This is a genomic window from Saccharopolyspora sp. NPDC003752 (genome assembly GCF_053605825.1).
The window spans coordinates 21,921-47,628 of the sequence record NZ_JBSGJZ010000009.1 but is presented as its reverse complement, the minus strand read 5'-3'; the positions used below and the strand labels follow the sequence as shown (position 1 = coordinate 47,628).

At 70.3% G+C, this 25,708-nt stretch carries 23 protein-coding genes; 10 read left to right on the top strand and 13 right to left on the bottom strand.

Annotated elements, in window-relative coordinates; all coding sequences use genetic code 11:
* Positions 1-9: 9 nt before the first annotated feature.
* Together ACWEV3_RS14065 and ACWEV3_RS14060 are read right to left on the bottom strand one after the other, a co-directional pair.
* A complete protein-coding gene (locus ACWEV3_RS14065) occupies positions 10-1,242 on the bottom strand; it encodes an NADH:flavin oxidoreductase (protein WP_452614225.1) in 1,233 nt (410 codons plus the stop codon).
* Between the two features lie 86 nt (positions 1,243-1,328).
* Complete coding sequence (locus ACWEV3_RS14060; RefSeq protein WP_452614224.1) at positions 1,329-2,090, bottom strand: SDR family NAD(P)-dependent oxidoreductase; 762 nt, start codon at positions 2,088-2,090, stop codon at positions 1,329-1,331.
* Positions 2,091-2,297: 207 nt separating this feature from the next.
* Between ACWEV3_RS14060 and ACWEV3_RS14055 the strand changes: the two genes are divergently transcribed.
* Positions 2,298-3,932 (top strand): class I adenylate-forming enzyme family protein, encoded by a 1,635-nt coding sequence (locus ACWEV3_RS14055; RefSeq protein ID WP_452614223.1) that lies wholly within the window; start codon positions 2,298-2,300, stop codon positions 3,930-3,932.
* A 119-nt stretch (positions 3,933-4,051) separates the two neighbouring features.
* Here ACWEV3_RS14055 and ACWEV3_RS14050 read toward each other — a convergent pair whose 3' ends face one another.
* Entirely contained in the window at positions 4,052-5,023 is a 972-nt protein-coding gene (locus tag ACWEV3_RS14050) for a nucleoside hydrolase (RefSeq protein WP_452614222.1), read from the bottom strand.
* A gap of 447 nt (positions 5,024-5,470) precedes the next feature.
* Between ACWEV3_RS14050 and ACWEV3_RS14045 the strand changes: the two genes are divergently transcribed.
* The gene (locus tag ACWEV3_RS14045) at positions 5,471-8,215 is read left to right on the top strand and encodes a sensor domain-containing protein (protein WP_452614221.1); all 2,745 of its coding nucleotides are present in this window, start codon (positions 5,471-5,473) and stop codon (positions 8,213-8,215) included.
* A 215-nt stretch (positions 8,216-8,430) separates the two neighbouring features.
* Here ACWEV3_RS14045 and ACWEV3_RS14040 read toward each other — a convergent pair whose 3' ends face one another.
* From ACWEV3_RS14040 to ACWEV3_RS14025, 4 genes are read right to left on the bottom strand one after another with little or no spacing between them, the layout of a single operon-like run.
* A complete protein-coding gene (locus tag ACWEV3_RS14040) occupies positions 8,431-9,060 on the bottom strand; it encodes a PaaI family thioesterase (protein ID WP_452614220.1) in 630 nt (209 codons plus the stop codon).
* Positions 9,057-9,929 carry a MaoC/PaaZ C-terminal domain-containing protein gene (locus ACWEV3_RS14035; RefSeq protein WP_452614219.1) on the bottom strand — a complete coding sequence of 291 codons (873 nt, stop codon included), beginning with the start codon at positions 9,927-9,929 and terminating at the stop codon, positions 9,057-9,059. The genes ACWEV3_RS14040 and ACWEV3_RS14035 overlap by 4 nt, the downstream gene beginning before the upstream one ends.
* A gap of 27 nt (positions 9,930-9,956) precedes the next feature.
* On the bottom strand, positions 9,957-12,161 hold the full coding sequence (locus ACWEV3_RS14030; protein ID WP_452614218.1) for an acyl-CoA dehydrogenase: 2,205 nt from the start codon (positions 12,159-12,161) through the stop codon (positions 9,957-9,959).
* A 1-nt stretch (position 12,162) separates the two neighbouring features.
* Entirely contained in the window at positions 12,163-13,323 is a 1,161-nt protein-coding gene (locus ACWEV3_RS14025) for a steroid 3-ketoacyl-CoA thiolase (RefSeq protein WP_452614217.1), read from the bottom strand.
* A gap of 212 nt (positions 13,324-13,535) precedes the next feature.
* On the opposite strand from ACWEV3_RS14025, the gene ACWEV3_RS14020 reads away from it, so the two are divergent.
* Complete coding sequence (locus tag ACWEV3_RS14020) at positions 13,536-14,468, top strand: 3-oxoacyl-ACP reductase (RefSeq protein ID WP_452614216.1); 933 nt, start codon at positions 13,536-13,538, stop codon at positions 14,466-14,468.
* Positions 14,469-14,627: 159 nt separating this feature from the next.
* Positions 14,628-15,464, top strand: coding sequence for a transposase family protein (locus tag ACWEV3_RS14015; RefSeq protein ID WP_452614215.1), 837 nt, complete (start codon positions 14,628-14,630; stop codon positions 15,462-15,464).
* Between the two features lie 264 nt (positions 15,465-15,728).
* On the opposite strand, the gene ACWEV3_RS14010 is transcribed toward ACWEV3_RS14015, so the two are convergent.
* Positions 15,729-16,361 (bottom strand): TetR family transcriptional regulator, encoded by a 633-nt coding sequence (locus tag ACWEV3_RS14010; RefSeq protein WP_452614214.1) that lies wholly within the window; start codon positions 16,359-16,361, stop codon positions 15,729-15,731.
* A 286-nt stretch (positions 16,362-16,647) separates the two neighbouring features.
* Between ACWEV3_RS14010 and ACWEV3_RS14005 the strand changes: the two genes are divergently transcribed.
* Complete coding sequence (locus tag ACWEV3_RS14005) at positions 16,648-16,938, top strand: DUF1330 domain-containing protein (RefSeq protein ID WP_452614213.1); 291 nt, start codon at positions 16,648-16,650, stop codon at positions 16,936-16,938.
* 164 nt (positions 16,939-17,102) lie between these two features.
* On the opposite strand, the gene hsaA is transcribed toward ACWEV3_RS14005, so the two are convergent.
* Positions 17,103-18,269 carry a 3-hydroxy-9,10-secoandrosta-1,3,5(10)-triene-9,17-dione monooxygenase oxygenase subunit gene (gene hsaA / locus ACWEV3_RS14000; RefSeq protein WP_452614212.1) on the bottom strand — a complete coding sequence of 389 codons (1,167 nt, stop codon included), beginning with the start codon at positions 18,267-18,269 and terminating at the stop codon, positions 17,103-17,105.
* Between the two features lie 148 nt (positions 18,270-18,417).
* On the opposite strand from hsaA, the gene ACWEV3_RS13995 reads away from it, so the two are divergent.
* From ACWEV3_RS13995 to ACWEV3_RS13985, 3 genes are read left to right on the top strand one after another with little or no spacing between them, the layout of a single operon-like run.
* Positions 18,418-19,566 carry a Rieske 2Fe-2S domain-containing protein gene (locus tag ACWEV3_RS13995; protein WP_452614211.1) on the top strand — a complete coding sequence of 383 codons (1,149 nt, stop codon included), beginning with the start codon at positions 18,418-18,420 and terminating at the stop codon, positions 19,564-19,566.
* On the top strand, positions 19,566-19,838 hold the full coding sequence (locus ACWEV3_RS13990; RefSeq protein ID WP_452614210.1) for a ferredoxin: 273 nt from the start codon (positions 19,566-19,568) through the stop codon (positions 19,836-19,838). Before ACWEV3_RS13995 ends, ACWEV3_RS13990 begins: the two co-directional genes overlap by 1 nt.
* On the top strand, positions 19,839-20,639 hold the full coding sequence (locus tag ACWEV3_RS13985) for an SDR family NAD(P)-dependent oxidoreductase (protein WP_452614209.1): 801 nt from the start codon (positions 19,839-19,841) through the stop codon (positions 20,637-20,639).
* A 133-nt stretch (positions 20,640-20,772) separates the two neighbouring features.
* Here the strand turns inward: ACWEV3_RS13985 and ACWEV3_RS13980 are convergent, their stop codons facing one another.
* The 3 genes from ACWEV3_RS13980 to ACWEV3_RS13970 form a co-directional block, all read right to left on the bottom strand.
* Complete coding sequence (locus ACWEV3_RS13980) at positions 20,773-21,321, bottom strand: dihydrofolate reductase family protein (protein ID WP_452614208.1); 549 nt, start codon at positions 21,319-21,321, stop codon at positions 20,773-20,775.
* A gap of 143 nt (positions 21,322-21,464) precedes the next feature.
* On the bottom strand, positions 21,465-21,638 hold the full coding sequence (locus tag ACWEV3_RS13975) for a DUF397 domain-containing protein (protein WP_452614207.1): 174 nt from the start codon (positions 21,636-21,638) through the stop codon (positions 21,465-21,467).
* Positions 21,635-22,483 carry a helix-turn-helix domain-containing protein gene (locus ACWEV3_RS13970; RefSeq protein ID WP_452614206.1) on the bottom strand — a complete coding sequence of 283 codons (849 nt, stop codon included), beginning with the start codon at positions 22,481-22,483 and terminating at the stop codon, positions 21,635-21,637. Before ACWEV3_RS13970 ends, ACWEV3_RS13975 begins: the two co-directional genes overlap by 4 nt.
* Before the next feature lie 429 nt (positions 22,484-22,912).
* Here ACWEV3_RS13970 and ACWEV3_RS13965 point away from each other — a divergent pair, with 429 nt between their 5' ends.
* Entirely contained in the window at positions 22,913-23,131 is a 219-nt protein-coding gene (locus tag ACWEV3_RS13965) for a hypothetical protein (protein WP_452614205.1), read from the top strand.
* Positions 23,132-23,261: 130 nt separating this feature from the next.
* Here the strand turns inward: ACWEV3_RS13965 and ACWEV3_RS13960 are convergent, their stop codons facing one another.
* Positions 23,262-24,521 (bottom strand): MFS transporter, encoded by a 1,260-nt coding sequence (locus ACWEV3_RS13960; protein ID WP_452614204.1) that lies wholly within the window; start codon positions 24,519-24,521, stop codon positions 23,262-23,264.
* Between the two features lie 164 nt (positions 24,522-24,685).
* Here ACWEV3_RS13960 and ACWEV3_RS13955 point away from each other — a divergent pair, with 164 nt between their 5' ends.
* On the top strand, positions 24,686-25,615 hold the full coding sequence (locus tag ACWEV3_RS13955; protein ID WP_452614203.1) for a helix-turn-helix transcriptional regulator: 930 nt from the start codon (positions 24,686-24,688) through the stop codon (positions 25,613-25,615).
* The last annotated feature ends 93 nt before the right edge of the window (positions 25,616-25,708 follow it).

The window sequence follows — 25,708 nt, the reverse complement described above, 5'->3', positions numbered from 1 at the left end:
CTCGCCGCTTCAGGAGACGTAGCCGGCCTCGGTGCCCCAGGTCGCGGAACGCGTGGTGCTCCGGTCGACCAGGACGCAGCGCGTGCCGGTGAAGTTCGTTGGCATGCAACGGTTGTTGTGGTTGCACAGCGACCGGACGCCCGCGTCGGCCTCGATCCGGTTCACCAGGTCGGGCTCGCGGAGCAGGGCGCGGGCCATCGCGACGAACTCGAAGCCCTCGGCCATCGCCTGGTCCATGATCCCCCGGTTCGTGATGCCGCCGAGCAGGATCATCGGCAGCTCGACGGCGGCCCGGATCTGGCGGGCGTCCTCGAGCAGGAAGCCGTCCCGGTAGGGGTACTCCCGCAGCACCTTGTTCCCGACCAGCTTCACGCCGAGCTTGATGGGCTGGGGCATGACGTCGGCGAACGCCTCCAGCGGCGCGTCGCCCTTGAACAGGTACATGGGGTTGCTCAACGAGCTGCCCGCGGTCATCTCCAGGGCGTCGACCGTGCCGTCGGACTCCAGCCAGCGGGTCACCGCGATCGCCTCGTCGAGCCAGAAGCCGCCCGGCACGCCGTCGTCCATGTTCATCTTGGCGATGATCGCGATCCGGTCGTCGACGGCCTCGCGGACGGCCGTCATGATCTCCCGCGCGAACCGCGCCCGGTTCTCCAGGCTCCCGCCGTAGGAATCGGTGCGGCGGTTGAGCTTCGGGCTCAGGAAGGAGCTGGCCAGGTAGTTGTGGCCCAGGTGCACCTCGACCGCGTCGAAGCCCGCGTCGATGGCCATGCGCGCCGCCCGGGCGTGATCCCGCACGATGCGGCGCAGATCGTCCCGCGTGGCCTCCTTGGCGAAGCTCAGCGTGGTCTTGTGGAAGTGCCGGCTCGGTGCCAGCGCGGGCGCGCCGTTGCCCTTGGGGTTGGCGACCGGGCCGCCGTGCCCGATCTGCGCCGACGCGGCGGCGCCCTCGGCGTGGACCGCGGCGGTGAGCTTCTGCAGGCCCGGCAGCGATTCCGGGGTCCACAGGATCTGGTGCCGGTCGGTACGCCCTTCGGGAGACACCGCGCAGTAGGCGACCGTGGTCATGCCCACGCCGCCGGCCGCGTGCCGGACGTGGAAGTCGACGAGATCCCGGGTGACCCTGCCCTTGTGGCTGAGACCTTCGTAGGTGGCGGCCTTGATGGTCCGGTTCCGGAGGGTCAGGGGGCCGATCCTGCCGGGGCTGAAGACGTCCGGAACGGTCCTGTCGGTGGTGGTCACGAATGCTCCTGTTCGGTTTCTGCGCGGACGGTAGGTCGCCGGGGAGATCCCGCACCCCGGCCATCCCGCCCATCGGGAGGACCGGGTCAGCCGAAGAAGGCCTGGCCGCCGTCCAGGGGCACGGTGGCCCCGGTGAGGTAGCGCATGTCCGGGCCGACCAGGGCGACGACCGCGCGCCCGATGTCCGCTTCGCACTCGCCGATGCGGCCGAGCGGGATGGACTTGACGAATTCGGCGGCCTCCTCCGGGTTCTTCGCCACCCATGCCTCCAGCCCCGGGGACAGGGCGTGGGGCGCGATGGAGTTCGCGCGGATCCCGTCGCGCCCCCACTCCGCCGCCGCGGTCCGGGTGAGCGAGCGCAGGGCCTGCTTCGCCGCGGCGTACGCGCCGTAGGTCGTGGGATCCCAGCGCACCATCGCGGAGGTGACGAGGTTGACGATGGAGCCGCCGCCGCGGGCCTTCAGGTGCGGGTGGCAGGCCTTCATGAAGGCGAACGCGGCGAACGGCGCGGTCCGGAAGCCCCGCTGGAAGTCGTCGTCGCTCATCGACAGCAGCGGCCCGTAGTGGCCGGTGTAGGCGTTGTTGACGAGCACGTCGACGCCGCCCAGCGTGCGGACGACCTGCTCCACCAGCGGCGGGATGGCGGCGGTGTCCGCCACGTCGACGGTGAACGGCACGGCCTCGGCGCCGCGTTCGCGGATCAGCTCGCAGGTGGCGCTCAGCTTCGCCTCGGTGCGCCCGACCACCGCCACGGACGCGCCCTCCCCGGCCAGCGCGAGCGCGATGCCCTGCCCGACGCCTTGCCCGGCCCCGGTGACCAGTGCGACCTTGCCCTGCAAGATGCCCATGCGGCGACTCCCAGATCGACGTGTGCTGCGCCTGCCCCGCAAAGGGTGGGGCGGATCGGGGCAGAGCCGAGCGGACCGTCCCGCTCAGCGGGAAGACGGGCGAGCGGGCGTCCCGATGAACGGAAACCTGCGGCTGTTGTCCGCACCGGGTGCCGCACGATTTGATGCGCTCAACGTCCCGGTCAGCAGCTGGAGGAACGCCCACCCATGAGCACAACCGAACCTGCTGCCGTCGTGACCGCCCTGACCGGGCCTGGCGGCGCTTTCGAACTCGCCGAAGAAGACGTGCTCGGCGCGCGGCTGCCGGTGTTCAAGAACCGGGCCGGGTCGCTCGCCGAGATCCTCGCCGGTTCCACCGCGCACGGCGACCGCGACTACATCGTGACGACCGACCGGCGGATCTCCTTCCGCGAGCACGCCGAACAGGTCGCCGCGCTGGCCGCCGCCTTGCGCGAGGAGTTCGGCGTCGGCAAGGGCGACCGGGTCGCGATCGCCGCCGCCAACACGCCGGAATGGATCCTCGCGTTCTGGGCCACGATGGCCGTGGGCGGCATCGCCGTCGGGTTCAACGCCTGGTGGTCGGCCCGCGAGCTGGACCACGGCGTCGGCCTCGTCGAGCCGCACGTGATCGTCGCCGACGCCAAGCGCGCCGCCCTGCTGGAGAACGGCTCCGTGCCGCTGCTCCGCATGGAGCGGCAGGTCGGCGACCTGGTCCAGCGGTACGCGGGCGCGCCGCTGCCCGCCGTGGAAGTGGCCGAGGACGACCCCGCGATCGTCCTGTTCACCAGCGGGACGTCCGGCCGCCCCAAGGGAGCCGTCCACTCGCACCGCAACGTGTGCTCGGTCGTCGAGTACCACCGCATGAACGACGCCCTCGCCGCGGCGCTGCGCGATCCGGTCGCCCCGCAGGACCGGCGATACCTCCTGGCGCTGCCCCTGTTCCACATCGCCAGCCTGCACAACCTGGCGGTGCCGAGGCTCGCGACCGGCAGCACCGTCGTCATGCACCAGGGCGCCTTCGACGTGGACGCGGTGCTCGGCCTGGTGGCGCGGGAGCGGGTGACCAACTGGGGCGCGGTGCCGACCCAGGCCCACCGGTTGCTGGAGCACGGCGACGTGTCGAAGTACGACCTCTCGGCCCTCACCGCGTTCTCGCTCGCCTCCGCGCCGTCGTCCACGGCGTTCAAGCAGCGCCTGCGGGAGAAGCTCCCCTTCGCGGAGAAGTCCCTCGTGGACAGCTACGGGATGACCGAGACCTGCACGGCGCTCACCGCCGCGAGCCCGGCGGACCTCGCCGAGGCGCCGGGCACCCTCGGCCGGCCGATCGCCGGCGTCCAGCTCGAGACCCGCGACCCGCTCGGAATCCCCTTGCCGGACGGCGAAGAGGGCGAGGTGTGCGTCCGCAGCGCCTACAACATGCTCGGCTACTGGAACGACCCGAAGGCGACGGGCGACACCATCCGGGAGGACCGGTGGCTGCACACCGGCGACATCGGGGTGGTCGAGCGGGGCAGGCTCCGGCTCAGCAGCCGGCGCTCGGACCTGATCATCCGCGGCGGGGAGAACGTCTACCCGGCGGAGGTCGAGGGCGTCCTCGCCGAGCACCCGCAGGTCCAGGAGTGCGCCGTGCTGGGCGTCCCGCACGCCGACCTCGGCCAGGAGGTGTTCGCGGTGGTGGTCACGGATCCCGGCAGCGGGCTCACCGAGGAGGAGCTGCGCGACCACGCCCGGGACCAGCTGGCCTACTTCAAGGTGCCGTCGCGCTGGCGGATCACCCACGACCGGCTGCCGCGCAACGCCACGGGCAAGGTGATCCGAACCGCGGTCCGCGAGGACGTCTAGCCCGGCGGAGCGCGAAGACCCCGGCCGTTCGCTCCGGCTGAACGACCGGGGCCTTCGCACCCGGATTTCCCTGGGCTCGCGCGCTGATCGTCCGACGACGCCGGGCGTCGTCCCGAGGTTCAGCCCGGCTGGCCGGCGCGAGCGTCGCGGGCGAAAGTACTGGCGAGGAGCCCGGACAGCATGCGTGCGTCCGCGCTGAACGCGATGTGCGCGTTGGGTTCCTGCGGCGTGTCCGGGCGGGTGTCGATGACCGTTCGGCCGATGGTGAGCGGGCTGGTCGTGTCCACCGCGACGGGCAGGTGCCGCGTGGTGACGACCTCGGGCCGCACGAGGTAGGCCGTGCAGAGCACGTCGTGCACCGGTGCCGCGTGCTCGATCGTCATCGCCGACGCGTAGGCGTCGATCCGGCGCCTGATGATCCGGGCGGACGCGATTCCCGCTGGGGTCGCCAGGTTTTCGAGCGCGTCGCAGTCCTCCAGCGTGATCAACGCCTGGTGGGTCGCGTCCAGCGTCACGAGGGTAAGGCGATCGAAGCCGGCCGAGAGGACGACGGCCGCCGCTTCGGGGTCGGCCCAGACGTTGAACTCGGCGGACGCGGTCACGTTGGTGACACCGTGGCCACCGCCCATGACGACCAACTCGTCGACGGCTTCGGTCAAGGACGGATCGATCGCGAGCGCGGTGGCGATGTTGCTCAACGGGCCGACCGGGACCAAGGTGAGCCGCTCGGTGGTCGATCGCAGTGTTTCCACCAGGTACTCGACGGCTCCGGTGTCCCGAACTTCGCTGTGCGGGGCCGGAATCGGCAGCTCGCTGCCGTGCGGGTCCTGATCGGTGTCCCGTTCGAAATGCCTTCCCCCGGGGAAACCCCGGCGGGCGACGGGCCTCGACAGGCCTGCGAAGACCGGGATGTCCGGCCTCCCGATCCAGTCCAGGACCCGCAGCGTGTTGTCCGTGGTGTTCTCCAGCGGCACATTGCCGTTGACCGTGGTTATGCCTATCAGATCGAGATCGGGGTGCAGCGCGGCGAACATGATGGCGACGGCGTCGTCCGTGCCGGTGTCGACATCGAGGATGATCCTGCGGCCCATGGAGAAATCCCTTCGACTCCGGTTCGCACCGGGTCGGCGAACCAGCGCCCAGTAGATCAAGAGCGGAACGGCGCCGATCACGCCTCCCGGCGTACGACGGGATCTCCACCAGGGTTCGCCGGGTGAGCGCCTCGCGATCTCGTGCAGGCCGGATCAAGATCAGAACTACCCCGCACTCGAAGCGGTCCAGCGCATCGCGAACACGAGGACTGTTCAAACGGGCCCGGATTGCACCTCGCCCCGGGCGCCACTTGCGGACCACCGGTTTTCGCTGGGCACAGCGCCGACAATGGCTTAATCGGTCAAGTTCGACCTTGAACGAACCGAGCTTGAATGCACGTCGGAACGCGTCTAGAAATGACGGCACGCCATGGTGGACCGCCCGACCGAGCGGGAGTCCGACCGGGCGGATTCTCCCCACCGCTTCCTGGTGGTTTCCGGAGGGCTATGACCGACCCGCATGATGCCGATGGGTTCGCGGTGATCGATCGCGAGCTCCTGGACGCGATGTGGTCGTTGAACGAGGCGGTCCCCTGGTCGTACGGCTTCGCCCATGACGAGCCGACCTGGGCGGCCGGCCTGGACGCCCTGCTGGGCCTGCCCGGCGCGACCCACGACGACCTCCGCGCCCGGCTCATCGAGCTCATCCGCCCGCTGATCGCGACCGCCCGCTCCGCCCCGACCGGGGAGGTCTTCGGGCACGAACAGCACTGCACGACGGCGACCGGGGACGAACGGCTGCTCTGTTCCCGCGCTCGCTTGGTCGGGGACGCCCGAACCGGTCGCCTGCTCGGGATCACCACCGATGTCACGCGGGCGCGGGAGGACCGGCAGGCGATGTCCGACCTGGCCGCCCGCTACCGGGTCTTCGTCGAGCACAGCCCGGACTCGATCTGGGTCCACCAAGATCGGAAGGCCGTCTACGCCAACCCCGCTACCGTCCGCATGCTCGCGGCCGAGTCCAGCGCGCAGATCGTCGGCCGCCCGATCGCCGACCTCGTCGCCGGGCACGCGATGCCGGGCGTCCAGGAGCGGCTCGCGGCGCTGACCACCCCGGGAACGGCCACGATGCCGGCCGAGGTCGAGATGCGGCGTTTCGACGGCAGCACCATCCCGGTCGAATCCGTGGCGGTGCGCATCAACTGGGCGGGCCGCCCCGCGTTCCAGATCATCCAACGGGACGTCACCGCCCACCAACCGGCCGAGGTGGTGCTGCACCACCAGGCCGCGCTGGTCCAGCACGTCAGCGACGCGATCATCGCCACCACCCGGGACGGGATGGTGACCAGCTGGAACCGGGCGGCAGCGGCCATCTACGGGCTGTCCCCCGAGCAGGCCATCGGCCGGCAGATCGGCGCGGTGGTCGGCGCGCCGCTGGATCCCGCGGAGCTGCTCGACGCCGGCGGCATCACGGAGGCTCGACACCTGCACGCCGACGGATCCGCACTGGCCATCCGCGTCTCCGCTGCGGAGATGCCGTCCGGTTTCGTCCTGGTATGTGCCGACGAGACAGCGAGCCGACGGGCCGAGCAGGACTACGCCACCGTCGTGAACGCGCTGGACGAAGGAGTGATCGTGGCCGACGCGAAGGGGCTCGTCCTGTCCGCGAACCCCGCTGCGGCGCAGATCCTCGGCACCGCCCGGACGGAGGTGGTGGGCTCGTACCTCGGGGACTGGCCGCTGTTCGACGAGACCGGGACGCCGATCCCGCTGGACGCTCGACCGGCGACGCAGACCCACCGCACCGGAGCCCCGGAGAACGCCCGGGTGATCGGTACCCGCCGAGGCGATGGACGCAGCGTGTGGCTCTCGGTGACCTCGCGGTCGCTCACCCCGGACAGCGACGCGCCGCACCCGGTCGTCCTCTCGTTCACCGACATCACCGAGTCCCGGGCGATCCGGGAGCGGCTGGAGCGGGAGGCCACGCACGACCCGCTGACCGGCCTGGCCAACCGCACCCTGGTGCTCCGGCGCCTCGATTCCGCGTTGCGATCCACCCGCCCCGCCGGGGTGCTGTTCATCGACCTGGACGAGTTCAAGGTCATCAACGACTCGCTGGGGCACGGTGTCGGCGACGAGGTGCTGCGCGTCGTGGGCGAGCGGCTGCAGCAACTGGTGGGCGAGGGCGAAGTGGTCGGCCGGCTCGGCGGTGACGAGTTCGTCGTCATCGCTCGCGCCGAGGACGATCGCAGGAAGCTCCTCTTGCTCGCCGAGGAGCTGCGCCGGAACATCGCCGATCCGATCAACGTGGAGGGCCGGAAGCTGCGCGTCGACGCCAGCATCGGGATCGTGCTGGCGCCCTCCGGTGACCCGAGGACGGCCGCGGACGCGCTCCGCGACGCCGATGTTGCCATGTACCACGCCAAAACGCTCGGCCGCGGGCGGACCGCGTTCTTCGACGTGCGACTGCGCGAACGCATGCAGCGCCACCTCCTCCTGCAGCAAGACCTCCGCGAAGCGGCGCAGAAGGACCAGCTCTGGATGGCCTACCAGCCCATCATCGATCTGGGCACCGGGCGGACTGTCGCCGTGGAAGGACTGCTGCGGTGGACGCACCCGTTGTACGGCACGGTGTCGCCGGCGGAGTTCATCCCGCTGGCCGAGGAGAGCGACGTCATCCACGGAATCGGCGCCCACATGCTGCGCATGGCCAGCCGTGAACTAGCGGCCTACCGCGCCCGGCACCAGCTCGATCTCCGGCTCAAGGTGAACCTCTCCGCACGCCAGCTCGACGACCCCCACCTGCACAACGACGTGCACGAAGCCCTCACCGAAGCGGGGCTGCCGGCCGGCGCCGTCTGCCTGGAGGTCACCGAAAGCGCCCTCATGCACGACCCGACGGCGGCGGCGCAGGTGCTCAGCAACCTGCGCCGGCTCGGGGTGAGGCTGGCGATCGACGATTTCGGGACGGGCTACTCCTCACTCGCACAGCTCCAACGACTCCCCCTGGACACGCTCAAGATCGACCGCTCGTTCATCACCGGGGTGGACGAGAACCCCGACTCCGAAGCGATCGTCAGCAGCATCATCGCGATGGCGCACGCGGTGAAGCTCACGGTGGTGGCGGAAGGCGTCGAAACGGCGGGGCAACTGGACCTCCTCCGCCGTCTCGGGTGCGACCAAGCCCAGGGCTTCTACATCGGCAGACCGACGCCCGCCGACCGACTCCCCGGAAACCACTGGCCGTCGTAACCGGCGCACGAGCCCGACCATCGAAGGACCCCGTGCTGGACAGGGTCGTCCCAGGACGGCTCCGAGCACGCTCCCCGCCGCCAGTGGCGATTTCGCGCGAAACCGGCACTCACATGAGGCCGAGACGGCGATTTCGCGCGAAACCGGCGCCCCTCGTCCCAGGGGCCGCCGCATCTCGACGTGCCCGCACCGGCCGGGAGCCCTTCGGGTCCGGGTCAGCGTGGTCGCGGCAGGTGCTTCGCGATGAACAGGCCTTCGGCCGACACGCAGACCTCGCCCCGGGCCGTGATCGCGCCCGTCGTGCGGATCTTGCGCCCGTCGACCGCGACCTGCTCGCCGGTGACGGTCAGCGGCTCGAACAACGGGGTCGGCCGGTGGTAGCGCAGCGTGAGCTCCGCCGTCATCCCCGACTGACCCGCCCAGTGGTTCGCCACGCCGAGGGTGTGGTCGAGCAGGAGCGCCGAGATCCCGCCGTGCACGTGCCCGGGCGGCCCCTGGTACGGCAGGCCCAGCGCCACCACCCCCTCGACCGAGCCGTCGTCCTTCCCGGTCAGGTGCAGCGGCGGCGCGATCGCGTTCTCGGGGCCGGTCACGGGGTCGTGGCGGGTGATGCCCTCCCCCGACCACATGTCCACCATCCGCTGGTCCATCGCGGGCGCGTGCTCGTCGAGGTGGTCCGCGACGGCGTTGAGCCGGTCCGCGACCTCCTTCATCTCCGCCGCCGACCCGTCCCCGGCGTGCAGCAGCGACGCGATCACCCGGCGGGCCGCCGACACCGCGGCGTCGACGCCTTCGTTGCGGGGCGTGGCGGTCAGTTCCAGCGGCTGTTTCTGCGCGGCGGTCACGATGCCACCTCCGCGGTGGCGTGGGTCAGCACGGGCGCGTCGTCGCGGTCGGGGCACGTCGAGCGCAGCACCAGCCGCCCGCCGTCGCGCCACACCGCGGTCCGGATGGTCTCCCCCGGCAGCAGCGTGCCGGCGAACCGCACCTCGAACGCGCGCAGCCGGGCGGCGTCGCCGTCGAGCAGCCCGTCGACGATCGCCTTGGCGACCAGCCCGTAGGAGGCCAGGCCGTGCAGGATGGGCCGGTCGAAACCGGCCGCCCGGGCGAAGCCGGGATCGGCGTGGAGCGGATTCATGTCGCCGTTGAGCCGGTAGATCAGCGCCTGCGCGGGCGTCGTGGGCGACTCCAGCACGACATCCGGTTCGCGCTCCGGCAGTTCGGCCGCGACGTCCGGTCCCGGTTCTCCGCCGAACCCGCCCTCGCCGCGCGCCCAGATCTGCATGGTCGTCGTCCACAGCGCCGCGCCGTCGCCGTCCGCCGCGGTCGATTCGAGCACGATCACCGCCGCCTTGCCCTTGTCCCACACGTCCACGACGCGGCTGGTGACGGTGGCCGTGCCGGACGCGGGCAGCGGCCGGTGCACGCGCAGCGCCTGCCCCGCGTGCAGGATCTTGCGGAGGTCGATGTCGATCCCGGGCAGCGCCAGGCCCGGCTCGGCGCGGTCGCCCGCGGAGATCCCCTGCCCCGCCACCATCGCGAAGGTCGGCAGCACCTGGAGGCCGCCCTCGTAGGTGTAGGGCAGCTCCGGCTCGGTGTCGGCGCGGGCGCCGGCGCCGAGCGAGAGGTGGTAGAGCAGCACGTCCCGCCGCGTCCACGAGATCTCGCGGCTCGCGGGCCGGGCGTTCAGCGCCTCGTCGAGGTCGATCGCCATTCTTGCGTTTCTCCTGTGTGCGTCAGATCAGGGCTTGGGGCGGGGCTCTGGGTCGCGCGGGAGCCCCAGCAGCCGCTCGCCGACGATGTTGAGCTGGACCTCGGTGGTGCCGCCCGCGATCGACAGGCATCGGGTGTTGAGGAACTTCCAGGTCGCGCCGGGAGAATCCGCGGACGGCCGCTGGCCGTTGAGCAGCGCCGCGGGCCCCTGCCACTCCATCGCGGTCTCCCACACCTGCTGGATGTGCTCCACGCCGAGGAGCTTGGCGATCGACGACTCCGATCCCGGCTGCTGCCCGCTCAGCGAGCGGATCGTCTGGCGGAGACCGAGCAACGCGCCCGCCTGGGCGTCGGAGAGGATCTGCCCCAGCACCGCGAGGCGGTGGTCGTCGGCTTCCGCCGCCGCCAGTTCGAGCAGCGCTTCGCCGCCCGTGCCCAGCGACGAGTCGTGCGAGAGCGCGACGCGCTCGTTGGCCAGGGTGGTGCGGGCGAGCTTCCAGCCGTCGCCGGGCTCGGCGACCAGCATGTCGTCGGGCACGAAGACGTCGTCCAGGAACACCTCGTTGAACAGGGCATCGCCGGTCAGCTCGCGCAGCGGCCTGATGGTGATGCCCGGGGCGTCCATGTTCAGCAGGAAGTACGACAGTCCCTTGTGCTTGGCCACGTCCGGGTCGGTCCGGGCGAGGAGGATGCCGTAGTGCGCCTCGCGGGCCATGGAGGTCCACACCTTCTGGCCGTTGATCTTCCAGCCGCCGTCGACCTTCTCCGCCCTGGTGGACAGGCCGGCCAGGTCGGATCCCGCGCCCGGCTCGGAGAACAGCTGGCACCAGGTGATGTCCCCGCGGAGCGTCGCGGGGAGGAACCGGCGCTGCTGCTCCTCGTCGCCGTGCTGGATCAGGGTCGGGACCACCCAGTTCCCGATCACCATGTCGTGGGCGCGCACCTGCGCGGCCCGCATCTCCTCCGCGATGGTGAGCTGCTCGACGGCGTCGGCGCCCCGGCCCCACGGCTTCGGCAGGTGCGGCGCGGTGTAGCCGTGCTCGGCGAGGTAGGCGATGCGCTCCTTTCCCTGCAGGGCGGCCGCCTCGGCGAGCTCCGCGCGCACCACCGCCCGGATCTCCTCCGCCTCCGGTGGCAGGTCCACCGAAACCGCGCGGCGGGTGCCGTCCAGCGCCAGGCGCGCCACCCGCTGGTGCCAGTGGCCGGTCGCTCCCAGGAGCAATCGCGACGTCTGCGCGCGGCGCAGGTAGAGACCGGCGTCGTGCTCCCAGGTGAACCCGATGCCGCCGAGCACCTGGATGCAGTCCTTCGCGGTGCTGAACCCGGCCTCGACGCCGGTGGCTCCCGCGACGGTGACGGCCAGCTCAACCTCGTCGGCGGCGTCCTGCGCGTCTTGCGCGCGGGCGGCGTCCCAGGCGCAGGCCCGGGCGGCCTCGGTGCGGGCCAGCATGCGGGCGCAGCGGTGCTTGACGCCCTGGAACTGCCCGATCGGCCGGCCGAACTGCTCCCGCACCCGGGCGTACTCGGCGGCGGTCGTGGTGCACCAGTCGGCGATGCCGCACGCCTCCGCCGCGAAGAGCGTGGCGGCGAGGTCGTGCGGCCGGTGCGGCGCGACGTCGAGGACATCCTCGGCGGGCACCTGCGCGCGGGAGACCGCGACCTCGGCGAGCCGCCTGGTGAGGTCGTGGCTGGGCACCTCGGCGACCTCGACCGCGGAGCGCGGCAGCACCACCCACGCCTGCGCCCCCTCCAGCGCGACGCGGAGGACGAGCACGTCCGCGAGGTGCGCGCCGAGCACCGGCTTGGCGGTCCCGGAGACGAGGAGACCGCCGTCCGCGGTGCGCTCGGCGGTGAACCCGTCGCCGAGGGCGAGCGCGCCGGTCGCCGTTCCGTCCGCGAGCGCCGGGAGGTGCGCCTGGTGCCCCGCCTCGCGCAGCACCGCGCTGGTGAGCGTGGTCGGCAGGAAGGGACCGGGCGCCATGCAGCGGCCGAGTTCTTCGAGGACGACCGCGAGTTCGAGCAGCCCGTAACCGGCGCCGCCGACAGCCTCCGGCAGGTGCAGCCCGAGCAGGCCCTGCGCGGCCAGCTGCTTCCAGAAGGGCGGCAGCTGCTCCGCGTCGGCATCGACCGCCGCGCGCACCTCGGTCTCGGTGATGTGCCGGCCGGCGAAGGCCCGCACGGAGTCCCGCAGGTCGCGGTGCTCCTCGCTCAACCCCAGAGTTCCTCGTGTCATCTCAGATCCGTTCGACGATGGTGGCCGTGGCGTGCGCGCCGCCGGCGCACATGGTGATCAGCGCGGTGGAGCGGTCGCTGCGTTCGAGTTCGTGGACGGCCTGGGTGATCAGCCGGGCGCCCGTGGAGCCGACGGCGTGCCCGAGCGCGATCGCGCCGCCGTTGACGTTGACCTTGTCCATGTCGGCCCGGTGCACCTGGGCCCACGACAGCACGACGGACGCGAAGGCCTCGTTGATCTCCACCAGGTCGATGTCGCCGAGCGCCATGCCCGCCTTATCCAGCACGTGCGCCGTGGCGTGCACGGGGCCGTCGAGGTGGTAGTACGGGTCGGAGCCCACCATCCCGGAGGCGACGATCCGGGCCCGCGGCCGCAGGCCCTCCGCCTCGGCCCGCTCCCGGCTCATCAGCAGCACGGCCGCCGCCCCGTCGCTGATCTGCGAGGAGTTGCCCGCGGTGTGGATGCCGTCGGTGATCACCGGCTTGAGCTTGGCGAGGCCCTCGGTCGTGGTCTCGCGCAGCCCCTGGTCCCGGGTCACCAGGGCGGTTTCGCCGGTGGGGCCGTCCTCGGTCAGGACCGGCGCGTCGACGGGGATGATCTGGCCGTCGAAGCGCCCCTCGGACCAGGCGACCGCCGCCTTCTGCTGGGAAGCCGCGCCAAGCGCGTCGGCGTCGGCGCGGGTGATGCCGCGGTTGCGGGCGATCCGCTCGGCGGCGGTGAACTGGTCGGGCATGTCGATCGACCAGGAGTCCGGCACCGGGATGCCGGTGCCCGGCGCCAGGGCCGCGCCGAGGAAGACGCGGCTCATCGCCTCGACGCCGCAGGCGATCCCGATGTCGACGGCGCCGCCGGCGATCAGCCCGGCGACCAGGTGCACGGCCTGCTGGGACGAGCCGCAGGCGCAGTCGATGCTGGTGCACGCGGTGGCGTGGGGCAGGCCGGCGTGCAGCCAGGCGTTCCGGGTGACGTTGTTGGACTGCTCCCCCACCTGCGTCACGCAGCCGCCGACGACCTGGCCGACCTTCGCCGGGTCCGGGCCGGCCCGGTCGAGCACGCCCCGCTGGGCGAGGCCGAGGAGTTCGGCGGGATGCAGCCCGGACAGGGCTCCGTAGCGCTTGCCGACCGGCGTTCGACCGGCCTCGACGATGACGGCCTCGGGCATCTGGCTTCTCCATCCGCATGCGGGACGACGCGCCCCGCAGCCCTAGAATTCATTATCTATCCGCATTGAAACACCACCGCGACGAGAGCGGACCGCTTCAGGCTCGCTCAGTGGGACTGGGGAGCGCTCGCTAGAAGAATGAATACTAGTTTTCGGCCCGAGACCGGGCACGGACGTGCCGGGACCGTCGGATGCAGGACGAGGAGCACGCGATGAGCGACAGCACGCTGGAGGGCCGCACCGCGGTCGTGACCGGCGCCGGCGCAGGGCTCGGGCGCGCGGAAGCGCTCGCGCTCGCGGCCCACGGGGCCAACGTGGTCGTGAACGACATGGGCCCGGCCGCCGAGGACGTCGTGAACGAGATCAAGTCCGCGGGCGGCGACGCGGTAGCGGTGACCGGCGACGTGGGCGACTGGTCCACCGGCGACCGGCTGGTCGAGGCGGCCGTGGACACCTTCGGCGGCCTGGACGTCGTGGTGAACAACGCGGGCGTCCTGCGGGACACGATGATCTTCAACCTCACCGAGCGCGACTGGGACGACGTCATCCACGTCCACCTCAAGGGCCACGCGGCCGTCTCGCGCGCTGCGGCGGTGCACTGGCGCAACGCCAGCAAGGCGGCGGGCGGGCCCGTCTACGGCCGCATCGTGAACACCACGTCGGAGGCGTTCCTGTTCGGCGCCGCGGGCCAGCCGAACTACTCGGCGGCGAAGGCCGGCATCACCGCGCTGACCCTGTCGAGCGCGCAGGGGCTGTCGCGGTACGGGGTTCGCACCAACGCGATCTGCCCGCGGGCGCGGACCGGGATGACGGCCCACGTGTTCAGCGACGACCCGAACGGGGGCGACCTGGACATCCTGGCGCCGGAGCGGGTGGGCTCGTTCGTGGCCTACCTGGCCTCGCCGGCGGCGGACGAGATCAACGGCCAGGTCTTCGTGGTCTACGGCGACATGGTCGCGCTGCTGGCCGCGCCCACGGTGGAGCGGAAGTTCACGGCGGCGGCGGGCGCCTTCAGCGTCGCGGAGCTCGACGACCAGCTCACGCCGTACTTCGCGGGCCGGAGCCCGTACCAGACCTACGCGGCCTACAGCGTCGCGGAGCTGGACACCACGGGAGTGCAGAACATCGCGCCCCAGAAGAAGTAACCACCCGACCTGATCCGCAATTTCCATTGAGGTGATCTCAGTGGAATGGGGCCGAGGTTCTTGAGGTGGTGCGTGCTGGGGGTTTGAAGAGAGTGGGCGTGGGGTCCTGGTAGAAGAGGTCTCACCACAAGATCATCTTCCGCAGAGTCAGGACCCCACGTGATCACCTATCGTGCCACGCTTGATGTCGCCGACGAACTCGCCCACTACCTCAGCCGCCTGCTGGCCGAGGAACGCCGACGTCGCGGGACCCCGCGTGGGCGGCGGGCTTTGACTCCGTTCAAACAGGCCGTGCTGGGTCTGCGGTGGTTCCGGGACCGCACCGCGATCCCCGCTTTGGCCCGGGACAACAACATCGCACGGGCGACCGGTTACCGCTACGTCGACGAGGTCATCGGCGTGCTCGCTGAACAAGCCCCTGACCTGCACGACGCACTCAAGAAAGCAGCGAGGGAGGGCGAGCCTTACCTGATCATGGACGGCAAACTGTTCGCCTCCGACCGACTGGGCGAGACAACCCTGAACAAGAAAGGCAACCCGGTCGACCGCTGGTTCTCCGGCAAACACCACACCCACGGCGGCAATGTCCTGGTCCTCACCGACCCGACCGGCTTCCCGCTCTGGTCCTCACCGGTCGAGCCCGGCAGCGTCCACGACATCACCGCCGCCGAAAACCACGTCCTCGGCGCCCTGTACTGGGCAGCCTCCCAGCTGGATCTACCGACACTCGCCGACGGCGGTTTCCAGGGCGCCGGCATCGGTGTCCACACACCGATCAAGCACCACAAATCCTTCACAGGCCACCCACTCGAGGCCGACAACCGCACCTACAACGCCCTGCTCAGAGGCCTACGAGCCCAGGGAGAACGCGGCTTTGCGCTCCTCACCGAACGCTGGCGCACACTCAAACGCATCACCGCCAGCCCCCGCAAAATCACCGCGATCGTCCGCGCCGCACTCACCCTCACCCACCACGAACACGGCAAAATCCACTGAGATCACCTCATTGAAATCGAAGGTCCAACTTCAATGGAAATTGCGGACCGAAGGCGGAACCCGGACGACCGAGGGGATCAGGCCGGTGGCCCGGGGATCAGGCCGGTAGTCCGGGGTGGGCCGGTGGTCCGGCCCGACCTGATCCGCAATTTCCATTGAAATCGAAGGTTCGATTTCAATGGAAATTGCGGGAAACGGGGTCGGGAGCTCGGTGTCGGCCGGGTGAGGTGCGGGGAGGGACGAGCGGAGGGACGAGCGGAGGGGTCAGTCTTCCAGGGCGGTGGGTTCCGGTGCGTTCGAGCGGGCCGCCAGGAGGAGGCCGCAGGCGAGCCGGATCTCCACCTCGACGTCCGCCATCGAGATCCGGCCGTTGAGCGCCGAGCTCAGCATTCCGTACCAGCACTCGATGACGAGGCTCACGAGGCGGACGTCGCGGGCCGTCGGGCTCTCGAGGCCGAGCATCCGGAACACCGCCTCGTTCATCATCTTGTCGATGCGGATGGCCTCGTTCACCGTCGCCGCGTTGGCCTGGACGTTGGACTGCATCATCGCGCTGGCCAGCAACGGCTTGCTCAGCAGCTGGCGGGTGGACCGCAGCAGCAGTTCGCACACGGCGTCCACCGGGTCCTGATCCGCGCGCGGCGGCCGTGCCAGCTTGTCCAGCTGCTCGACCTGCTCCGCCATGACTGCGGTGAACAGGTGCGTCTTCGAGGGGAAGTAGCGGTAGAGCGTGGCGATCGCGACGCCTGCTTCCTTGGCCACGTCATGCATCTGCACGCGGTCGAGCCCTCGCTCGGCCGCGAGGCCTGCGGCGGCGCGCAGGATCCGGCGCTGGCGCGCCTTCTGCTCCTGCGAGCTCGGCTCCGCGGCCGGCCGGGCCTCGGCGATTCTCGGCACGTGTCCCCCCTCGGTTGATCCGCATCGACGTCTGATTGTGCGGGTTCGCCTCGTGGCCGTCTCCGCCAACGTACCGCTCACCGGGACGGGCAGGCCCCGTACCACGGGCTTCCGCATTCCCGGGCCCGCCGGCGATCGGATCGGCCAGGGGCGCATTCTCCCGCGCTGGTCTCCCTGCCGGAGCCATCGAGCGGGTCCAGCTCACGATCCGCCCGCCGTCCCGGCGTGCCGTGTCCAGTGAGGGTTCGGCATTCGGACGGGTCGGCAGTCCTGCGATGATCTAGGTGTGACTGCACTTGTTATCTCCGAGGTCAATATCGTCGACGAGTCGCTGGTCGGCAGGTACCAGTCGCTCGCGGAACGTTCTATCGCCCAGTACGGCGGGCGCTACCTCGCCCGGGGTGGCACGACCGAGGTCGTCGAGGGTGACCGGCCGGCCGGACAACGTGTGATCGTCGCCGAGTTCCCGTCCTTGGATCGCGCGCACGAGTGGTACGCCTCGCCTGAGTACGCGGAAGCTCTTCAGGTGCGTGAGCAAGCGCTGGACAGGCGGCTCACGTTCGTCGAAGGCTTGTGATCATCGATCGACGACTATCAGACCGCTGATGACGGAACCGGAGACCGGCACAGACCCTGACCCCAGCCTTCGAACACTCGGAGAGCTGACAGGCAGACCGGGATTCCCCGACCACGTCCCCGCGCCGCTCGTTCGTCCTGAGCGAGCGGCCCGGAGGCAGGCGATCAGACCAGCGTGTCCTCGACGGGGAGGCTGAACGCGCCCATGCCGTACAGCGCCAGGGCGCGCTGCGGGTCGTTGGCGACGTGCGTGCTGCCCGCGTGCGCGTCGCGCCAGGCCCGTTCGATGGGGTTCCCCCGGCGCAGCGAGTTCCCGCCCGCGCTCTGGAACAGCAGGTCGATCGCCGCCAACGCGCGCTCGGTGGCGCGCACCTGGTCCCGGCGGGCGCGCAGCCGCAGCTCCATCGGGATCTCCGCGTCCCGGACGGCGTGGTCGTAGAGGTCGGTCATGTTGCGGTCCAGCTGCAGCACCGCCGCGTCGATCTCGGACGCCGCCCGCGCCACGGCCACCTGCGCGCCCTGGTCCTCCACGAACCGGCCGCCACCGAGGCTCAGCCGCACCCGGTCGCGCATGGCCGACACGTAGGTCTCGTAGCAACCCGACACGACTCCCACGACGGGTGCGGCGACGGCGGTCGTGAACACCGCGCCGAACGGCAGCGCGAACAGCGGGCCCGGGTTCACCGCCCGGCCGGGGGCGCGCAGCTGCGACACGTCGTAGTTGCGGACGATTCGGTGTGCGGGCACGAAAGCCTTGTCCACGACGATGTCGTTGCTGCCGGTGCCGCGCAGCCCCACCGGATCCCACACGTCCAGCACCTGGAAGTCCGCGCGCGGCACCAGGACGCTGAGGAAGTCGACCGGCCGTCCCTCCTCGCCGACGACCAGCCCGCCGACCAGCGCCCAGCTCGCGTGGTCGCATCCGGACGCGAAGCCCCACCGGCCGCTGAGCAGGTAACCGCCCTCGACCGCGGTCAGGCGGCCGATGGGCGCGTACGACGAGCAGATCAGCACGTCCGGGCCGCCCGCCCAGACCTCGTCCTGCGCTTCGCAGGGGAACAGCCCGACGTGCCAGGGATGCACGCCGAGGATCGAGAGCACCCAGCCGCTGGAACCGCACACTGTGGACACTTCCCGGACCACCTCGTAGAAGCGCACGGGATCGCTTTCCAGGCCGCCGTAGCGCTTCGGCTGCAGCATCCGGAACGCGCCGGCCGACACCAGGTCGGCCACCGTCTCCGCCGGCAGCCGCCGGTCCTCCTCCGCGGCCCGGGTCCGCTCCGCGATCGCCGGCAGGACGTCGCGGACCCGCTCCAGCACCTCGTCGGTCATGCTCGTCCTCCCGTTGCGGCGTCGGGTTTCCCATCGTGCGGCCTGCCATCGGCAGCGGTCTCCGGAAGGTACCGGTGAGTGGGATCATCGCCGGTTCCGGCGGCCGTCCCCGCCTACTTTCGCGGTGACCCACTGCTCACAGGAAGGGATGACGAGCATGACCGCTGTGGAGGAGGTCCGGCAGATCGAGGTGGACGAGGCGCCCACCCGGTTCGCACGCGGCTGGCACTGCCTCGGGCTCGCCAAGGACTTCAAGGACGGCGAGCCGCACACGGTGCAGGCGTTCGGCCAGAAACTGGTGGTCTGGGCCGATTCCCACGGCGAGCTGAACGTGGTCGACGCGTACTGCAGGCACATGGGCGGCGACCTGTCGCAGGGCTCGGTCAAGGGCGACGAGATCGCCTGCCCGTTCCACGACTGGCGGTGGGGCGGCGACGGCAAGTGCAAGAGCATCCCCTACGCGCGCCGGGTTCCGCTGCGCGCGCGGACGGCGGCGTGGCCGACCCTGGAGCAGGACGGGATGTTCTTCGTGTGGAACGACCCCGAGGGCAATCCGCCGCCCGCCGATGTGACCATCCCGCGCATCGAGGGCGCCACCAGCGACGAGTGGACCGACTGGCAGTGGTACTCGGTCACCATCGAGAACGCGCACTGCCGCGAGATCGTGGACAACGTGGTGGACATGGCGCACTTCTTCTACGTCCACTACTCGTTCCCGACGTACTTCAAGAACATCTTCGAGGGCCACACCGCGACCCAGATCCAGAACGGCGTCGGGCGGGAGGACGCCCGCCCGCAGGAATCCGGCAGCGGCGCGCCCCGCATGCTCGGCAACACGTCGGTGGCCGCCTACCACGGCCCGTCGTTCATGATCGACGATTTGACCTACCACTACAGCGACGGCGACGTCGAGTCGGTGCTGATCAACTGCCACTACCCGGTCACCGCGAACTCCTTCGTGCTGCAGTACGGGATCATCGTCAAGCGCACCGACCGGATGCGGGGCGACGACGCGGACGAGATGGCCCGCAAGATGGGCGACTTCATCAAGATCGGCTTCGAGCAGGACGTGCAGATCTGGAAGAACAAGACCCGCATCGACAACCCGCTGCTGTGCGAGGAGGACGGCCCGGTCTACCAGCTTCGCCGGTGGTACGAGCAGTTCTACGTCGACGCGGCGGACGTGACGCCCGAGATGGTGGAGCGGTTCGAGTTCGAGATCGACACCACCCGGCCCAGCGAGGCCTGGCGCCGCGAGGTCGAGGAGAACCTGGCGCGCAAGGCGCAGGCCGTCTGATGGCGGTGCGCGCAGACGGCCGGCTCGTCGATTCGCCCATGCAGCCCGTGCAGTGCGGCGCCTGCGGCGGCCGCGTCGAGGTCCGCAAGAGCAGCTGGGACCAGACCAGCATCCAGTGGCACGAAGACGCCGTCCGGGCCTGCGCGGAGCGCCGCGACGCGCAGCCGGGATCCGGGCCGAACGGCCGATTCTTCAGCGGCTGCAAGGCATTGCGGGATTCCGTGCGCGCAGCGGCGGCCCGCGGCGAGATCGCGATCCAGGCGGAGGACTGAGTGCTCGACACCACGAAGTACGGACCATGGGCGGTCATCGCCGGCGGATCTGAAGGCGTGGGCGCCTCGTTCGCCCACCAGCTCGCCGACGCCGGGATCAACCTGGTGCTGATCGCGCGGAAACCGGGGCCGCTGAAGGCCACCGCCGATGCGGTGCGGGCCAAGGGCGTGCAGGTGCACGCGCTTGAGCTCGACCTGCTCGACCCGGGCGCGTTGCGGTCCGTCAGGGAGGTCACCGACGACCTCGACGTCGGCCTGCTGATCTTCAACGCGGGCGCCAACACCTACGGCCACGAGTTCGTCACGGGCGACCTCGACCGCGTGCATGGCGTGATCGACCTGAACATCACCGCGCAGCTCGCGCTCACCCACCACTTCGGAGCGTTGCTGAAGGAGCGGGCCCGCGGCGGGGTGGTCCTGGTCGGCTCGATGGCGGGCTACCTGGGCCAGGCCCAGATCAGCGTCTACTCGGCGGTGAAGGCGTTCTCCCGGGTGTTCGCCGAGGGCCTGTGGCTCGAACTGCGGGAACACGGCGTGGACGTCCTGGAGCTGGTGCTCGGCGTGACCCGGACACCGGCGATGGAGCGCGCCGGACTCAACTTCGACATCCCGGGCCTCAACGTCGCGGAACCCGACGACGTGGCCCGGGAAGGCCTCGAAAGGCTGCCGCACGGGCCGGTGTGGGTGGCGGGCGGCAACGCCGAGGCGGCGGAGAAGCGCAGCGGCCCCAACCGGGCGGAACTCGCACTGGGCGCCCACGAAGCTTCGAAACGCCTGCTACCGCCCGAGCCGAAGGCCTGACGCGGCACGGAACACCGCGGCCCAGGGCCTGCCGAGCACCTGGACCGCGGTTTCCCGCGTCGCTCTGGCCTATTCGCCACTCTGAGACCTCGGGTCCACCGGAAGCGTCCTCAGTGGACCTGGCACCCGATGGCTACCTTCTCGGCTCGTACCGCATCGCCACTGCGCCCGAGCCGAACTCCAGCCGGCTCACGAGCTTCAGGTCGACATGCTTCGACAGCCCCGCGAACAACGTCGGCCCGTGGCCCGCGAGCCTGGGATGCACCACGAACTCGTACTCATCGATCAATCCCAGCTCCGCCAACGCCAGCGGGAGCTTCACGCCTCCTGCGAACAGTCCCTTGCCCGGCTCCCGCTTGAGCTGCTGAACGGCGCCGGCCAGGTCCCCGCGCACGAGTTCCGCGTTCCAATCGACCTGCTCCAGGGTGCTCGACACGACGTACTTCTTCGCCGCGTTGATCGCCTGGGCGAAGGGTTCCATCCAATCAGGTCTCGCTCCCGCCGGCGCCGGCGGCCGCCACGCCGATTCCATCATTTCGTAAGTCACCCGGCCGAAGAGAAGGGCATCGGCCTGGTCGAGGTTCTCGACCGCGTGACGATGCAAGTCTTCGTCAGCGGGGATTGCACGATGATCGCAGCACCCGTCCAACGTGACGTTGATGGAGTACCGAAGGGGTCGCATCTCGCGAGAGTACCGCCGATGGGATGCACGGCGGACCTGTTCGCCGCGCCGAACGTGGGCTCCGGGGAGCGACGCACCACTAGCGGGGTCGTGAGTGCTGAGACCGGCAAGAACCGGTTTCAACACTCACGAGACCCACCCGCTCACCGCTCGAAACGCCCAGCCTTGACGGCCCGCAGGAAACCCGCGACGTCGACGTCCAGACGCGGCCCGTCCGGGTCCTTCGAGTCCCGGATCAGCCCGAGCGGCCTGGATAATTCGACACAGTTGCCGTTGGCGTTGGAGAAGCTGGACTTCTGCCAGGCATGGGGGCTCATCTTTCCTCCATCTCCGAAATGGTCTTTGCGATGAGGTCAATCGAGTCGGCTTCATCCATCGCGATCTCGCTGAGCCAGGTCACGGCCTTCTGGTATTCCACGACATCGTGCTCAGTCGGGATGAAGGCACCCGAACTGTGATGTTCGAAGTGCACGACGGGCGAAGTGTCTCGGAACTCGTACAAGACGAACGGACCCGCCCATCCCGGGTGCCATCCGATGCGCAGCGGCATCAGCTGAACCACCACGTTGGGGCGGTCGGCTATTTCGACCAAGTGCCGGAGTTGATCCAGCACCACGCCCTCCGGACCGATGGGTTCGTGCAGAGTTGCCGCCCCGATCAATGCATGGAAGCTCACCGGATTCCGCTGGGTCAGGACCTCCCGACGACTCACGTTGAGCATCACGCGCAGCTCGACGTCGGTCTGCGACAACCCGGCGGCTTCCTTGACCGCTCTTGTGTAGTCGGAAGTTTGGAGCAGCCCGGGCACCACCATCGGCGACCACTCGACGATCGACGAGGCCGAACGTTCGCACTCCACGACACCTGCCAGCTGTTGCGGGATGCCGTTCATCCCAACCGTGAGCCAGTTCGGCTCTGCAACGTTGCGCGCCAGGTCGAGGATTCTCTCCCGCTCGCGCGGGGAAACGCGAAGCACGGTCAGGATCATCGCGACCGTTTCGACATTGGGCACCCGATGGCCGTTCTCCCAATGGGAGATCTGGGTGTGCGACAGCTCCAGTTGTCTCGCCAGTTCTCGTGAACCGACGCCGCTGGCCAATCTGGCTTCGCGGAGAGCCGCCGACAACGCCCTGGCACGCGGCGTACCTGCGGTTGCGGCCATGCACCACATCCTATTGGTTGATCAGCGCAAACAGATCACCCAATTAGATCACTGGTGGTGCACCCTGGCAACCAACCAACATGGTGTCTACGCAACCAATACGCAAGTTCCGAACCGTGGAGGTGGTTTCGTTGGTGTTGGAGTCGTGGCCTCGGTGGTTGCCGTCGCCTGGATTGCGGCCGTTGGACACGCATCTCGTGCTTCAGCGCGGCGGGGCCGGAGAGTGCGGTGCCGAGGTGATGTGGGCCGCCGTCGGGCATCCGACCACGACCCGGCCGCGCTGCGCGGTTTGCGTGCGGATCGCCGAGGCGCGCAAGAAGACATCAAGTCCAGCCCGATCCGGCGTGGCGGCGCGGCACTTGCGAAATCAGCAGTGCCTCAAGCGAGAACGCTGATCTGACCACATCGGACGGTGACAAGGGAGGCGTCATGTTCTGGTTGCAGCTGGGCACGCTCATCGCGTTCAACGTCGTCATCTTCGCGATGCTGCTCGTCCCGGCCTCGAATCCGCAGCACGGCGATGCCGACGACGACGCCTACGGAGTTTGGCAGCTGATCCAGGACATCGAGGCCGAACGCGAAGCCGAGTACACCGGCCGCCACCGCCTCCGCGCTCCACCTGAAGGCGACTCGTCCAGAGCCGCCTGACCCTGACCGGATCGGCGCGCCCTCCCCGACCCCAGCGCGCCGATCCTCCCGGTAGCCGGGCTTGCCCCCGACCCCGCCCGGCTACCGGGCCCCATAGCCGCGGATACGGCCGAACTGGCGGCCCGTGGGTTCAACTCACCGCAGCAGGAACAGGTGTCTCGTCTTCGCGTTCATGGCGGCTTCCGGGCGCATCGCCCTGGGCGCGTCGAGTCGTGGCAGCCGCGAGCAGTCCGATCGGCAGCAGCGCCGCACCGGTCACGACAGCGCCCAGCGCGGCAGGTCCGACCAGCCCCCACGAGGTCGACAGGGTGGCCCCGGCCACCGCGGCACCGACGGCGGTGCCCAGGTTGAACGCCGCGGTCGCCAGCGAGGAGGCCAGCGTCGAACCGTTGCCCGCGTGGCGCAGCGTCTGGGCGATCAGCACCGGGTTGGCCCCGAGCCCCGACGCCCCGAGCAGGACGACCAGCGCGACCACGACCGTCGACCGGGTCGAGCTGAACACGATCAGCGCCAGCAACAACGACGTCAGCGCGAACGCTCCGGCGACTGTCGCGAGCGGACGGCGGTCGCCGAGACGACCGCCCACGGCCGTGCCCACCAGCGCGCCGATCCCGAATCCGACCAGCACCAGCGGCACGAACTCGACCGGGATGCCGGCGCCGTCGGTGAGCAGCGGGCTGATGTAGCTGTAGGCGCCGAGGAACCCGGCCTGGGCGAGCCCGATCGCGCCCAGCACGACCCACATCCGCCACGGCCGCAGCGTGGCCAGCTCCCCGCGCACCGTGACCTCCGCGCGCTGAGGGCCGGTGGCGGCCGGCATGAATCGCAGCACCGCCACGATGGCCAGCAGCGCCAGGCCGGCCAGCATCCAGAACGGGCCCCGCCAACCGGTGTACTGCCCGACGAAGGTGCCCAACGGCACACCGGCGACCACGGCCAGGCTCAGCCCGCCCGACATCACCGACAGCGCCCGGGCACTCTTCCCCGGACCGGCGGCCGTGGTGGCCACCACGGCACCCACCGCCCAGAACGTCCCGGTGGCCAGCGCGGTGACCACCCGCGAGACGGTCACCACGGCGAACGAACCGCTCAACGCCGCCACGACGTGCCCGACCGCGAACACCACCAGCGACAGCACCAACGTCGCCCGCTGGGGCAGGCGCAGCGTGGCCAACGCCATCACCGGCGGCCCGACGATCATCCCGACCGCGAAAGCGGACACCAACAGGCCCGCCTGCGCGACATCCACGCCCAGGTCGGCAGCAGCCTCGGGCAGCAGCCCCGCGATCATGAACTCGGTGGTGCCCATCAGGAAGATGCCCGCCGCGATCACGTAGACCAGTCCCGGCGTCCGCGTGCTGCTCGTGGCACCCCGCAGCGATGTGCTCAACGTCTCCGCCCCTCCAGGTGGCTCTTCATCGGGTCCGCAGCGGATCCCGATGTCCAGGAAACGCCGCACGTCGCGGGTGTGGGAGGCGGTGTTCAGGGGGGTGCCGGCAGCACCCCCCTCGCAGAGCCTGGCATCGGTGGGCCGGGCGTCGTAGCGTCGGCGGCATGGGCAAGCAGCACCACGCCGAGATCGGCGAGTTCCTGGCGTCGCGACGGGCCCGGATCACCCCCGACCAGGTCGGGCTGCCGGTCTACGACGCCGCCAAGCGCCGCGTGCCCGGGCTGCGCCGCCAGGAGGTCGCCACCCTGGCCGGGCTTTCGGTCGACTACTACACGCAGATCGAGCGCGGCAAGGTCAACGGCGTCTCCGAATCGGTGCTCGACGCAATCGCCCGCGCACTGCAACTGAACGAGGCCGAGCGCTCCCACCTGTTCGACCTGCACCGCAGCGCCACCACCAGCCCGCAGCGGCCCCGGCCCCGCCGCACGAAGACCATCCGGCCGATGGTGCAGCGCCTGGTGGACTCCATGACGGTGCCGGCGTTCGTGCGCAACGCCCGCCACGACTTCGTCTGCGGCAACCAGCTGGCCTACGCCTTCTACTCCCCGCTCTACCCCGACCCGCTGCACCCCGACCCCGGCCAACCGGTCAACTTCGTCCGGTTCTGCTTCCTCGACCCCCGAGCGCGGGACTTCTACCCCGACTGGGAGTGGATGGCCGACAGCGCGGTCAACCTGCTGCGCACCGACGCCGGCCGCGACCCCTACGACCGGGGCATCTCCGACCTGGTCGGCGAACTGTCCACCCGCAGCGAGGAATTCCGGGTGCGCTGGGCCAAGCACAACGTGCGCCTGCACTACACCGGCACCAAGACCTTCCACCACCCCGTCGTCGGCGACATCACGGTCACCTACGAGACGATGCCGCTGCCCGCCGACCCCGGCCTGGTCCTCACCGTCTACAGCCCCGAACCCGGCAGCCCTTCGGCCGATGCCATGACCCTCCTGGCCACCTGGGCCGCCACCCACCTCGGCGAAACTCCCGCGGCCGAAGACCAAGCCGAACGGTCGCCATCCCCGCGCCCCGAGCACTGACGTCCTGCGTCTCGTGTCCGCAGTGGACTTGAGCGTCGTTCCAGAGTGGCGTGCGGGGCGTGGATGTATAGGATGCAGGACGCCGATTTCGCG